Consider the following 13,654-nt stretch of genomic DNA (forward strand, 5'->3'; position numbering starts at 1 on the left):
CCGCAAGGTGCAAAGGGCGATACTGGTGATTCTGGTCCACAAGGTGCGACTGGCCCGACCGGCGCAACGGGTCCTAAGGGTGATACGGGGGCAACTGGCTCCCCTGGCGCTACAGGAGCGCCCGGCGCTCAAGGTGCAACAGGCGTAGGGCTATCGCCAGGAACTCCCTCAGCCATAAGTGTGGCATTCGGAACAGGTACGCGCCCCACAGACACAACTAAACCATATCTCGTATCAATCACGATTGAAGCAACGTACAGCATTTCAGTGGCCGGTACGGTAGGAGATACATGTGAATTGTGGGTTGGCGCCGCAAGCACGGTTGGTACAACTGGCGGATCGCTAGTTGAGTCATGGGGAGCATCTCTCACTGGAATACTGACATTAGTTGGCGCCGGGATGAGGGCGAGAGGATGTGTAAGAGCCATGGTACCAGCAGGTTATTACTTTGCTGTGCGTAGAACTCTTGCTGGCACGGCAACGGTTCAAAGCGCCACAGTTACTTACCTGACATAAGGAGCAGCCAGTGAGCACAACCCAAAACTACACGGTTGGCCCCGAGTGGGTTCAGGTATCAGACGGAGCATCAACCAGAACAATTCAGATTATGGATAGCGAATGGTGCTTTCTGTATGAGTCAGATACAAAGCCTGATGATGATGCAACCGGACATGTGATTAACGACTTCATGACGGTCACGCCACCAAGCGTCGTATGGCTTCGCTCATTAGGCGGTGTAGCCAGTTCAACAATCAAAGTTGTCGTCAGCTAACCCAGGGAGCTAACAATGGGAAGTTTCTTCACAGTTGTCGATGACCCGCTAAACCAGCGCGTCTTACTTTACCGCGCAGACTCGGCTATCGATAACGCAATTTACCTCGACACAGACCCAACAGGTACGGCAATTCCTTTCCCTGATGAACTGGGTAAGGTTGACATGGGATCTGCAGCCAACAAAGCAGGCTTCATCATGCCGTATAAAGACGGAGTGAAACTGGCCTTCTCCACCGACCTTCCAGCAACGAAATCTATCACTGAAGGGGCGCCTGAAAACGTCACTGTAGCGGTGGAAGGTGGCAATCCACAGTACACATACTCATGGACCAAAAACGGCCAGCAACTCTCCGTGGTTGAGGCAACGATTCACTTCACAGCTGATGTAGCAGATGCTGGTACCTACGTGGTGACAGTAACTGACAGCATCGGCCTCGTCATCGTGTCAACGTCGATGGTTCTCACCGTCACTCCAACACCGTAAGGAATAGATATGGCGACTGAAACAAGAATGGGTCGCCCGACTGATTACATGACAGAGGTAGCAGAGGATATTTGCAATCTTCTCATGTTGGGTGAAAGCCTGCGTTCTGTTTGCAAAAGGCCAGGAATGCCAGCAATCAGAACGGTGATGTATTGGTTGCAGAGGCATGAAGACTTTATGCAACAGTACGCACGCGCGCGTGAAATTCAGGCCGAACTTCTCGCCGAAGAAATCATCGAGATCGCCGACGACAGTTCAGGTGATGTCATTGTCGATGATGAAGGTCGAGAACAGACCAATCATGAGCGCGTAGCCCGCTCGCGTCTTCGTGTTGACGCCCGCAAGTGGTACGCATCTAAGCTTGCTCCAAAGCGGTATGGCGACAGAGTTCAGCACGATCAGAAAATTACCATCACCGACCTCACCGACGAGGAACTGGACAAGCGTCTTATGGAGTTGACCAATGCACAGTCTGAGCCGGGAGGAGAAGCTTGAACTCCTAAATATTCTTGAGGAGAAGAAGCGAAGGGAAAGTGTTTATCGATATCGCAAGTACTACGACACTCGTTATGCATGGCAACGTAAGTTTATCGCCGCAACCGCTGAATATCGTCAGTGCGCACTAATTGCTGCAAACCGTGTTGGCAAGACAGATACTGCAACCTATATCGACGCCATCCACCTTCTTGGTGAGTACCCGGATGGGTGGAAAGGGCACCGTTTTAACCACGCCCCCCTTATGTGGTGCCTAGGTTACTCTGGCGAGAAGTGCCGCGACCTGCTGCAAGCTGCAATTATCGGTAAAAAGGTGAATGGTGAGCTCACTGGCGGTCTGATACCTCCAGATCGAATCGTCACAACAGAGCCAATGACAGGTACGCCGAATGCCGTTCGATCTGCTTACATCAGGCATTCCAGTGGTGACCTGAGCAAGGTTCAATTCTGGTCTTACACGCAGGGTCAGCACGCTCTGATGGGTGATGATATTGATTGGTTCCACATCGATGAGGAACCGGAAGACCAGACTATTTATCCTCAGGTTCTTACCCGTACCGCAACAGGCGATCAGGGGCGCGGTGGTCGAGGCATCCTGACATTCACCCCAGAGAACGGCCGCACCGAGTTAGTTATTAAGTTGCTAGATACACCGGCTGACTCTCAGTTCTGCATGAATGTTGGCTGGGATGATGCGCCGCATCTTACGGAAGAAACCAAGAAATCACTTCTCGAATCATATCCTCCGCATCAGCGCGACATGCGCACAAAAGGTATTCCAATGCTTGGTCACGGTCGCATATTCGATTTTAGCGAAGAGACGATCACTTGCGAGCCATTCCCGATACCGAAGCATTATATGGTTATCGATGGCATGGACTTTGGTTGGGATCACCCGCAAAGCCGTATTCAACTGGCAATCGATATGGATACTGAAACTTTCTACGTCACTAAGGCGTGGAAGGCCAGCAAGACATCACCAGCAGAAGCGTGGGGCGCGACAAAGGCGTGGGCTAATAAGGTTCCTACGGCATGGCCTCAGGATGGATTGCAGACTGAGAAGGGTAGCGGTCTGCAACAGCGTGAGTATTACAAAGACGCAGGGTTTCAGATGCTCCCCGACGCAGCTCAATGGCCTGATGGGTCTCGCTCTGTAGAGCCTGGATTATTCGAGTTGCACGATCTGATGAATACAGGTCGCTTCAAAGTCTTTTCCGGCCTGAGAGATTGGTTCGAAGAGTTCAATTTCTATCATCGAGATGAGCGTGGGCGCATCGTAAAGACGCGAGACGACCTGTTAGACGCTACCAGATATGCATACATGATGCGTCGCTTTGCTAAACGGTATGGCGATATCGGCGTAGTCAAAGAAAAGAAAATACCTGCACCTATTAAACCTGTCGCACGGAGAAGATGATGGCAGACAACGAACGTCTCAACTCCATTCTGTGCCAGTTCGACATAGACTGGTCGTCAGGAGATGAAGCCAGAACCGAGGCGACAAACGATTTGTACTTCAGTCGGGTGAGCCAATGGGATGACTGGCTGAGCGATTACACAACCCTCCAGTACCGCGGGCAATTCGATGTGGTTCGCCCGGTAGTTCGCAAGCTAGTCGCAGAGATGCGCCGCAATCCTATTGATGTACTTTACCGGCCTAAAGATGGCGCTAACCCAGACTCAGCAGACACACTGATGGGTATGTATCGTACTGACATGCGACACAACGCAGCTCGCTCAGCGGTTAACGTTGCTGTTCGTGAGCAGATTGAATGTGGCGTTGGTCACTGGCGACTTGTCACAGAATATGAAGACAACAACCTCCTCAGCCGCAACCAGGTAATTCGTCGTCGCCCGCTTCATGAGTCATGCAACCATGTAGTCTGGGACTGCAACAGTAAGGAACAGGACAAGAGCGACGCCAAACACTGCACGGTAATTCAGCCTTTCAGCACAGAAGGGTGGAAGGTATTTGCTGAAGAAAACGACATCGACCCGGAAATCATCCCATCATTCCAGAGCCCAGACATGGACTGGATTTTCCCGTGGATTTCCAAGGATGTCGTTTACATCGGTGAGTACTACGAGGTTGAGGAGAAAAACGAGAAGGTATTTATATATCTCGATCCGATTACTCGTGAACCGGTCAGCTATTACCAGCGCGATATCAAAGACGTTATCGATGAGCTTGCCGACAAAGGCTTCGTGAAAGTTGCGGAGAAAAAGGTAAAGCGCCGCCGGGTGTATAAGTCACTCATCACCTGCACTGAAATCCTGAAGAACCGAGAACTCATCGCGGGTGAGCATATTCCGATTGTCCCTGCATATGGGGAGTGGGGATTCGCTGGCGACAAAGAGGTATACGAGGGTGTTGTACGCCTGACGAAAGACGGTCAGCGGCTGCGCAACATGATCATGTCGTTCAACGCCGATATCGTGGCCCGTAACCCGCAGAAAAAGCCATTCTTCTACCCTGAGCAAATTGAAGGTTATGAGTATATGTACGGAGGCACAGATGCCTATCCGTACTATTTGATTAATCGTACCGACGAGAGTGGTAGCGACCTACCACCAACACCAGTTGGATACATGGAGGAGCCTCAGGTTCCTCAGGCTAACGCATACATGCTAGAAGCTGCTACAGCCGCAGTGAAGGAGGTGGCAAGTCTTGGCGTTGATGCAGCTGCCGCTAATGGTCAGGTGGCTTTCGATACCGTCAACCAATTGAACATGCGGGCTGACCTTGAAACCTATGTGTTTCAGGACAACCTGGCCACTGCGTTTCGTCGCGATGGTGAGATTTATCAGTCGATGGTCAACGATATCTACGACGTGCCGCGCAATGTCACTGTGACGCTTGAGGACGGTACCGAGAAAGATGTTCAGGTGATGACTCAGATGGTTGATTTGCAGTCTGGTGACGTCGTAACGCTCAACGACATTCGCGGTCGTTACGAGTGCTACACCGACACCGGCCCATCATTCCAGAGCATGAAGGAGCAGAACCGGGCAGAGATTCAGGAGTTACTCACTAAGGTTCCTCAGGGCACTCCAGAGTGGCAGATGTTGCTGCTGCAATACTTCACGTTGCTTGACGGTAAAGGCGTCGAGATGATGCGTGAGTATGCCAATAAGCAGCTCGTCATGATGGGCCTCAAGAAACCTGAAACGCCTGAAGAAATGCAAATGGTACAGGAAGCTCAGCAGCAGCCGAAAGAACCATCTCCTGAAGCCATCCAGGCTCAAGGCGTTCTTCTTACCGGTCAGGCAGATCTGCTTAATGCGCAATCAAAACAAGCGCAGATTCAGGTAGATGCAGCCAAGGTAGAAGGTCAGAACCAACTTTATGCAGCTAAGGTTGCGGAAATATTCAACAACATGGAAACCGATAAGCAGGCGGAGTTCAGAGAATTCCTCAAGCTTATGCAGTCTTTCCAGCAACAAAACAGCGACGACGCGAGAGCTAACGCGGAGTTGATCTTAAAAGGCGACAGCCAGCAGCACTCACAGCGCATGGATTTCGCCAACATCCTGCAATCGCAGAGACAAAACATTCCCTCCGGCGGCGTAGCCGAGAATCCTCAATAAGAGAGAGTTAATCATGTCCGATACCACCGAAATTCAGGTCCCTGAAGGCCAACTCCTGCCCGTCGATAACGCGGCGGCATCCGCAGTCGATCCAGCGCTTAATGCCAATGGCGCAACAGGTCAGGAAGACGGCTTTGAGATTGTCCTGAAAGACGATGAGAACAAACAAAAACAAGACCCGGCAACCAACGCGCAATTTGCACAGCGTCGATTAGAGCGCAAGCGTCAACGCGAGCTTGAGCAACAGTCGGCAGCAGTTCAGCGCGGAGAATTGCCGGAGCACATTCGGGTGACCCCTGAGTTACCAGCCCAGCCAAACGCCAATGACTTCTTCTCTGACGAAGCAATGGAGAAATACGGGTGGGACAGCGGCCGAGCTCAGGCAGCATTCCAGCAAGCGAACAATGAGTGGCTCATTAAGGCTCAGGACGCTCGCAGCAACGCTGTAGCAGAGCAGGGGCGCAAGACTCAGGAGTACACCCAGCAATCAGCGCAATACGTCGATGCAGCTCGCAAACACTATGACGCTGCGGAGAAACTCAACATCCCTGACTACCAGGAGAAAGAAGATGCCTTTATGCAAGTCGTGCCAGCACAGGTAGCGACTGACATCATGCGCCTCTTCCCTGAGAAATCCGCAGCGCTCATGTATCACCTGGGCGCAAACCCAGAGAAAGCCCGTCAGTTACTGGCGATGGATGGGCAGCAGGCGCTGATTGAAATCACTCGACTATCAGAACGTTTAACTCTCAAGCCTCGTAGCAAGCAACTATCAGAAGCCCCTAATCCTGACGAGCCGATTCAAGGTCAGGCTGCCGCAGCAAATATGTCTGCACTTGAAAAGCAGATGAATGCAGCGGCCGTGAAGGGCGACGTAGAGACATACCGCAAGCTGAAGGCGCTACTGAATAAAGGATCTCGATAATGGCATTAGCTGAAGGCCAATTGGTCACATACGCACTCGACGAAATCATCAATACCGTCGAAAACATGACGCCTATGGCGTCAAAAGTAACAAAGTACACCCCCCCAGCCGAGTCAATGCAGCGCTCAGGAAATACTGTATGGATGCCTGTAGAGCAGGAAGCACCGACGCAAACTGGTTGGGATTTAACCGGTAAAGAAACTGGCGTTCTTGAGCTGTCAGTAAAATGTAACATGGGCGATCCGGATAACGATTTCTTCCAGTTGCGAGCTGACGACCTGCGTGATGAACGATCTTATCGCCGTCGTATCAACGCATCAGCCATGAAACTGGCAAACAACATCGAAACCGCCATCTCTAAACAGGCAACCGAGATGGCTTCGTTAGTTGTTCACGATGCACGGGCAATTGGACCATCGACCGGTCTGAACGGGTGGGATTTTGTGTCAGATGCGGAACGCCTAATGTTCGATCGCGAACTAAATCGAAGCCAGGGCCTGAGCTTCTTCTTCAATGGTGATGATTACCGTAAATCTGGCCGTGACCTGGTCAATAAAGACATGTTTGGTCGCATTCCAGAGGAGGCTTATCACAACGGAACAATTCAGAAGCAGGTCGCGGGGTTTGATGATGTTCTACGCTCCCCGAAACTGCCAACGGTTGTAGCTTCTACGGCAACTGGCATCACGGTTTCCGGAGCCCAGAAGTTCAAGCCACAGGCTTATACTACTGATACCGACGGCAATAAGGAGAACGTTGATAACCGCGTAGCCACAGTTGTCGTATCGTCCTCCACCGGCCTGAAACGAGGCGATAAAATTAGCTTCACCGGCATGAAGTACCTGTCTCAGATGGCTAAGAACGTGCTGACCGACGACGCGACATTCTCCATCACACGCGTTATTGACGGCACTCACATCGAGATCACCCCTAAGCCGGTTGCGCTGGATGACACCACGCTTCTACCAGAAGAGAAGGCATACGCAAACGTGAACACTTCACTGGCCGCGGCAATGCCAATCAATCTGCTGAACATCGCAACCACTACGGCGAACGTGTTCTGGGCCGATGACTCCATTCGACTGCTGTCTCAGCCTATCCCGGTAACTCACGACCTGTTTGCTGGAATGAAAACCACCTCATTCAGCATCCCTGGTGTAGGTGTTAACGGCATCTTTGCCACCCAAGGCAGCATTGCAACCCTGGCAGGTAAAGCACGTATTGCTGTTTGGTATTCAGCTTGCGCAGTTCGTCCGGAAGCGATCGGTGTCGGCCTGCCAAATCAGACTGCGCCGTAAATATGTTGGGGCTTCGGCCCCTTTTCTTTTGGTGATATATGTTTTTGAAAATAAACTCGAAGGGATGGATTACAGCTGAATATTGGCACATCCAATCTGTTGTAACAATATGCACAATCACTGACAAAGAATTCGAAGATAGCAACACATTTGCTGAGGTTTCGTTCAACAACGAGCGAAGGACCATTACCAAACAGATGAATGCATGGTTGGTCAATGACCGAGGGGAAATCCTTGAGGTGATAAACCGTGAATATGCCTGGAGCAAAACATGACACAGATGGTATTTCGCCACGGCAACACGAAGAAATGGAAAGGCGTTGGCTATGACTTCGAAATCATCAGCGAAGATGACCTGCAGGAATATCTCGACGCTGGTTGGTTTGCGCATCCTGACGACCTGCTGAAAGATGTTGCAGAGCCAGAGCCAGAGCCAGAGCCAGAGCCAGAGCCAGAGCCAGAGCCAGAAGTTAAAGAGCGTAAGAAGCCGGGGCCAAAACCTAAGGGGTAGCAAATGAACCTCACAACGAAAGGCGATCTTGTTCTAGCTGCATTACGCAAACTCGGTGTCGCATCCAATGCCACGCTAACCGACGTCGAACCACAGTCGATGGAAGACGGCATCAACGATTTAGAAATGATGATGGCTGAGTGGCTGGAAGGTGACGATGAAACCCCTGGCATCGATGCCGGTTATCTATTCTCCGCTGATGATGTAGCGCCTGACCCTGGCGATCTACACGGAATGACGACCGGCAAGTTAAGCGCGGTATTCCATAACCTGGCACTCAGAATTGCCCCTGATTATGCGGTAGAGCCTGCAGCAAAAGTTGTCACCACTGCTCGATATGGCAAGGAAAGGCTTATCAAACTGTCAGCCGCATCAAGAGCAAGACACGCAAAATGTAAGTCCGGATATCCAAATCGCATGCCTATTGGCAGCGGTAACCGGCTTGCCACATATAACGGATGGAACTTTTTCCATCGCAAAGGGCCATGCGATAACGGGAGCGAATAATGCCAGTTCAGCAGCTTCCATTGATGAAAGGGGTCGGTAAAGACTTCCGCAACGCCGACTATATCGACTTCCTCCCGGTTAACATGCTGGCCACGCCGAAAGAGGTGTTAAACAGCAGCGGATATTTCCGGTCCTTTCCTGGCCTGACTAAAGTCGCAGATGTAAATGGCGCGTCACGCGGAGTTATATTCAATACAGCCCAAAATGCCGTATACAGAGTAATGGGCCAAAAACTCTACAAAGGTGAAGCTGTTGTTGGTGATACCGTTGGCTCATCACGCGTTTCAATGGCATTCGGAAGAACATCACAGGCAGTATGTACCGGTGGTTCAATAGTCGAGTATCGTTACGAAGGTGATAAAAAAACCATCGAGAACTGGCCGGAAACCTCTGGGTTTACACAGTATGACCTTGGAATAGCTCGTGACCTAACACGGCTAAGGGGTCGCTACGTATGGTCAAAGGATAATTCAGACTCATGGTTTATATCTGACCTTGAGGATGAGTCACATCCTGACAGGTACGCAGCTGAGTATCGCGCCGAATCACAACCTGACGGAATCATCGGAATCGGGACATGGCGAGACTTCATATTGTGCTTTGGCTCATCAACGATTGAGTATTTCACTCTAACAGGAACTTCAACAGTGGGCGCGGCTCTGTATGTCGCCAACCCTGCGTATATGGTGCCAAAAGGGATTGCTGGTACGTTCTGTAAATGTGGGTTCATGGATTCTTACGCCATCGTTAGTAACCCGGCAAATGGTGCTCCATCGGTGTATATCATTGACTCTGGACGCGCAACTCCTGTTGCCACAGCAAGTATTGAGAAGATTCTGCGAGAATACACAGCTGACGAACTGGCGACAGCGGTCATGGAACCTCTGCGCTTCGACTCTCACGAATTGTTGATTATTCACTTACCGAGGCATGTTCTGGTATATGACGGAACAGCATCTCAGAATGGACCGCAATGGTGCATTCTGAAAACGGGTCTGTATGACGACGTGTACCGCGCTATCGACTTCATGTACGAAGGTAATGCGATCACTTGCGGTGACAAACTGGAAGCAGTGAAGGGGGCTTTTCAATTCAACATATCCAGCCAGTACGAAGAGCAGCAGGAACATTTGTTGTTCACTCCGCTATTCAAAGCTGATAACGCCAGGGTGTTCGACTTTGAAGTTGAATCCTCAACTGGTGTCGCTCAATACGCTGACCGATTGTTTCTTTCTGCCACTCCTGACGGCATCAACTATGGCCGCGAACAGATGATTGAGCAGAACGAACCTTTCGTATACGACAAGCGAGTTATCTGGAAGAGAATTGGGCGCATTCGCAAAAATATTGGCTTTAAAATCCGGGTTATAACCAAGTCACCTGTCACATTATCAGGCGCACAGATAAGGATTGAGTGATGGCTGATCAGAACCTTAACGAGCCAGTCATCGTTCGTGCCGTTAGCCTGAATGCATCATCAATCCCAGCAGGATATAGCCCGGCATACTCACAGTACATTCTGTCACAGGCAATCGACTTTACCAACGTGGCAGGTAAAGCTAACGAAGCTGGGCAAGGTGCATACGACGCTCAGGTTAAGAACGATGAGCAGGATGTAACGCTTGCCGATCATGACTCTAGAATTACCGCCAACACCAATGCGATAAATATTCTTGAAGTCAGGATTACAACGGCAGAAGGTAAAATAGTTGTTCTGCGGAGTGATGTTGATTATTTGCTTGATGAAGTAATCGATATTCAGGCAGATATTGTAAACATCCAGGCCGACTATATTTCAAAATCCGCAACGTCACCGCAATCCCTATCATCTTCGTTGGGTGTTTCAACATCCTACTCGGTTAATGGGGTTAAAGTTATAGGCCAAAGGATATCAGGGTTTACAGCCATAACGGGAACCCCTTTCTATGGAGCGTTTGACGCCAACTATTCTGAAACCGGTTCGTCAACTTACAACTCTGCGCAAATAACGACGCTTTTTGCTCTTTTGCAGCAAACAAGGCAAAGAGTAAAGGCCCTCGATGACGCCTTACGGACTCATGGACAAATAAGCTAATGCAAATAAAGCTCATCGATAACCCGGTGAAGCTTGCAGAATTCCTCAATAATCCAGAAAACACCGGCAATATCGTAGACCGCGGAGATAAATACCTCATCAAGCATGATGCGGTTTACCTCGGTATCTATGAAGGCGTTCTGCTGGCTGGTGTTCACGAAGTGCGTAATTTCTGGCACAGCGTCGTGGAATGTCATGCGATTTACAACCCTGGATTCCGTGGTGATTATGCTCTCAATGGTCACCGCTTATTCTGCAAATGGCTTCTCGAAAACTCCCCATTCCTCAACAGCATCACCATGGTTCCTGACACTACCAAATACGGCCGCGCAATCATCAGACTGCTTGGAGCTACTCGGGTTGGTCATCTTGATGATGCCTATGTCAGTAACGGGGCACCTGTTGGTGTCACTCTATATCAACTTCATCGCTCGAAATATGAGGAAATAGCAAATGCTGGTACTCACTGAACAATTCAGAAACAAGCTACTTCCCATGAATGGCTACATGAAGGGCAGTGATGGCGGTGCCAAAGCGCAAGCTCAAGCCACACAACAGGGAATAGACCTGCAGCGTGAGATGTGGCAAACAAACATGAACAATCTGGCGCCATTCACGCCACTTGCTCAGCAATACGTATCTCAACTCCAGAACCTTTCAAGTCTTGAAGGGCAGAATAGCGCGCTTAATAGTTACTACAACTCAGATCAATACAAAGGCTTGGCTGACCAGGCTCGATATCAAAGCCTGGCATCTGCCGAAGCAACAGGTGGTCTTGGCTCGACGGCAACCGGAAATCAATTGGCATCAATTGCGCCAACGCTAGGGCAGAACTGGCTATCCGGGCAGATGAGCAATTACCAGAACCTGGCAAACATCGGTCTTGGAGCCCTAACCGGTCAGGCTAACGCCGGGCAGAGCTATGCCAACAACATGAGCCAGTTGTATCAACAGCAGGCTAGTGCGGCAGCTGCTAATGCTAATAAACAATCTGGGTTCGGCTCGTTTATTAGTGGCGCTGGTGCTGGCGCAATGTCTGGCGCTGCTCTCGGTTCTGTGGTTCCTGGTATTGGTACCGCAGCAGGTGCGATTGGCGGCGGAATTATTGGCGGCCTTGGTTCGCTGTTTTAAAGAGGAGTCAACAATGGCAACCTGGAATCAAGGAATAAACTCTGGTGGTTTTTTGGCTGGTATTGGTACGCAGAATAGCAACGCTCCGCAGGCAAGTGACGCTAACACAGCGCTCGCGTTTATTAGAGATAACAATGACAGGCAGCGATCAGGCCAAAATAATTTTGGGCTTCAAGCCCTTCAGGGGTTAGGCGGTGTAGCTCAGATTTACCAAGCTAGTAAACAGCAGGAGCGACAAGGAGAATTCCAGAAGGCATATGGTGACGCCTACGCTACCGGCGATCGCAATGCCATGCGTCAGCTTGCCTCGCAGTATCCAGACCAGATTGAAGCAGTCCGCAACGGAATGAAGTTCGTCGATGATGACCAGCGAGCTACCGTTGGCTCTCTTGCTGCCGGTGCGCGTCTCGCATCTTCATCACCTGAAGCTATGGGGTCATGGCTGCAGAACAATGCAAAGGAACTTGAGCGCGTTGGTTTAAGTTCTCAGGATGTGGCGCAGATGTACCAGCAGAACCCACAGGAGTTTGGTCAGTTTGTGGATCACCTGGGAATGGCGGCACTTGGGCCAGTTGATTACTTCAATGCCCAGGACAAGATTGTCGGACAAGCACTAAACAGGGACAAGCTTAGTGAAACTATCCGGAGCAACCAGGCAGGAGAGGCTAACACTCGACGCGGACAGGACATTACTATGCGCGGCCAGGATATCTCGGCAGCCACCGCTCGTCGTGGCCAGGATATGGCAAATCAAAGAGCAGCAGAGAAATCTGCCGGAACAACAAGCTCTAGAACTGTTCAATTATCGGATGGACGAACAGTTAATGTCGGCGGCAAATTACATGGCGCAGGGGCTAATGCTTTCTATGAGGGCATCGACAACCAGGGGAATATGGTCAGGGTTCCAGCAAGCGCCATCGCCGCTCCGCCATCATCTTCTGCAAGCGCCACTAACTACGCTATGAAGAAAGATATTGACGCTATTGCTAATGCTGATGCATCTGACCTTGATTTCATGACCGGAATGACAGGAGGCTCTGGGAGCCCAGCATTTGGTGCAGACGTACGCAGCCGGGTAAGCGGGAAAGATCAGAGACAACTCTACAACGCCGCTCAGCGCATTCAAGGTCGCATGCAAAACCAAGGCGTAGCAGCTGCTCGAGATATGGGCGCTAGTGGCATCAACACAGTGGCAGAAGCCAAAATGTATTTTCAGGGCATGCCTCAGGTTGATTACTCCAGTCCGGAAGCAATGCAGCAATCCATTCGTGATATCGATGAATACACCCAGAATTTCAACCAGCAATATAGTGTTGATATTGGAAAGTCAGGTCAGAATCAACCTCGACAAAACCAGCAATCTCAGCAATCTCAGCAACCAGCAAGTAACGGCGGCTTCTCTTCACTATGGGGTGACTAATGGCTAAGGCATGGAAAGACGTTATTGCCTCTCAGCAGTATCAGGAATTGGCACCAGAGCAGAAAGCTCAGGCTCAGGAGCAATACTTCAATGAAGTTGTTTCCCCTCAAGCCGGAGATAATGCAGAGCAGGCAAAACAGGCTTTCTACTCTGCTTATCCAAAAGGACTTTTAGAAAAAGGCAATATCGACATCCACAATCGGCCTGTTGTTAAAAACTCTGATGGCAGCATTAGCACTGTGCGTAGCATGTCTACTAACATAGATGGTAGAGAGGTGCTGATTCCTACCGTTAGTGATGATGGTCGTATCATGTCTGATGATGAAGCTATTGATAACTTCATGAGGACTGGAAAGCATCTTGGTATGTTTGACAATCCCGACGATGCCACCACATATGCTGAGAGCCTGCACAACCAGCAAGCTGATGAATACCTCCCAAGGAATA

The 13,654-nt window shown here is 50.3% G+C and carries 13 protein-coding genes and 1 pseudogene; all 14 read left to right on the plus strand.

Annotated elements, in window-relative coordinates:
• Positions 1–526 precede the first annotated feature (526 nt).
• The 14 genes and pseudogenes from KP80_RS23185 (at position 527) to KP80_RS21610 (ending at position 13,207) form a co-directional block, all read left to right on the plus strand.
• Positions 527–772, plus strand: a complete 246-nt coding sequence (locus KP80_RS23185) for a hypothetical protein (RefSeq protein WP_156315715.1) — start codon at positions 527–529, stop codon at positions 770–772.
• A gap of 15 nt (positions 773–787) precedes the next feature.
• Entirely contained in the window at positions 788–1,258 is a 471-nt protein-coding gene (locus KP80_RS22945) for a hypothetical protein (protein ID WP_052285685.1), read from the plus strand.
• A 9-nt stretch (positions 1,259–1,267) separates the two neighbouring features.
• Positions 1,268–1,753 (plus strand): hypothetical protein, encoded by a 486-nt coding sequence (locus tag KP80_RS21550; RefSeq protein ID WP_052285686.1) that lies wholly within the window; start codon positions 1,268–1,270, stop codon positions 1,751–1,753.
• A complete protein-coding gene (locus KP80_RS21555; RefSeq protein ID WP_052285687.1) occupies positions 1,722–3,170 on the plus strand; it encodes a terminase large subunit domain-containing protein in 1,449 nt (482 codons plus the stop codon). Before KP80_RS21550 ends, KP80_RS21555 begins: the two co-directional genes overlap by 32 nt.
• Positions 3,170–5,341 (plus strand): portal protein, encoded by a 2,172-nt coding sequence (locus tag KP80_RS21560; protein WP_052285688.1) that lies wholly within the window; start codon positions 3,170–3,172, stop codon positions 5,339–5,341. Before KP80_RS21555 ends, KP80_RS21560 begins: the two co-directional genes overlap by 1 nt.
• Positions 5,342–5,354: 13 nt before the next feature.
• A complete protein-coding gene (locus KP80_RS21565) occupies positions 5,355–6,266 on the plus strand; it encodes a scaffolding protein (protein ID WP_052285689.1) in 912 nt (303 codons plus the stop codon).
• Positions 6,266–7,564, plus strand: coding sequence for a P22 phage major capsid protein family protein (locus KP80_RS21570; protein WP_052285690.1), 1,299 nt, complete (start codon positions 6,266–6,268; stop codon positions 7,562–7,564). The genes KP80_RS21565 and KP80_RS21570 overlap by 1 nt, the downstream gene beginning before the upstream one ends.
• Before the next feature lie 271 nt (positions 7,565–7,835).
• Positions 7,836–8,095: pseudogene (locus tag KP80_RS23190) on the plus strand (hypothetical protein); the annotation flags it as partial.
• The gene (locus KP80_RS21585; protein ID WP_052285693.1) at positions 8,079–8,582 is read left to right on the plus strand and encodes a packaged DNA stabilization gp4 family protein; all 504 of its coding nucleotides are present in this window, start codon (positions 8,079–8,081) and stop codon (positions 8,580–8,582) included. The pseudogene KP80_RS23190 and the gene KP80_RS21585, both read left to right, overlap by 17 nt.
• Positions 8,582–10,000, plus strand: a complete 1,419-nt coding sequence (locus KP80_RS21590; protein WP_052285694.1) for a packaged DNA stabilization protein — start codon at positions 8,582–8,584, stop codon at positions 9,998–10,000. Before KP80_RS21585 ends, KP80_RS21590 begins: the two co-directional genes overlap by 1 nt.
• On the plus strand, positions 10,000–10,656 hold the full coding sequence (locus KP80_RS21595; protein ID WP_052285695.1) for a hypothetical protein: 657 nt from the start codon (positions 10,000–10,002) through the stop codon (positions 10,654–10,656). The genes KP80_RS21590 and KP80_RS21595 overlap by 1 nt, the downstream gene beginning before the upstream one ends.
• Positions 10,656–11,126: a DUF2824 family protein gene (locus tag KP80_RS21600; RefSeq protein ID WP_052285696.1), complete on the plus strand. Its 471-nt coding sequence runs from the start codon at positions 10,656–10,658 to the stop codon at positions 11,124–11,126. Before KP80_RS21595 ends, KP80_RS21600 begins: the two co-directional genes overlap by 1 nt.
• Positions 11,110–11,787, plus strand: a complete 678-nt coding sequence (locus tag KP80_RS21605) for a hypothetical protein (RefSeq protein WP_052285697.1) — start codon at positions 11,110–11,112, stop codon at positions 11,785–11,787. Before KP80_RS21600 ends, KP80_RS21605 begins: the two co-directional genes overlap by 17 nt.
• Before the next feature lie 13 nt (positions 11,788–11,800).
• Entirely contained in the window at positions 11,801–13,207 is a 1,407-nt protein-coding gene (locus tag KP80_RS21610; protein ID WP_052285698.1) for a phage DNA ejection protein, read from the plus strand.
• Positions 13,208–13,654 lie beyond the last annotated feature (447 nt).

The organism is Kluyvera genomosp. 1 (genome assembly GCF_001266615.1).
Classification (GTDB): domain Bacteria; phylum Pseudomonadota; class Gammaproteobacteria; order Enterobacterales; family Enterobacteriaceae; genus Kluyvera; species Kluyvera cryocrescens_A.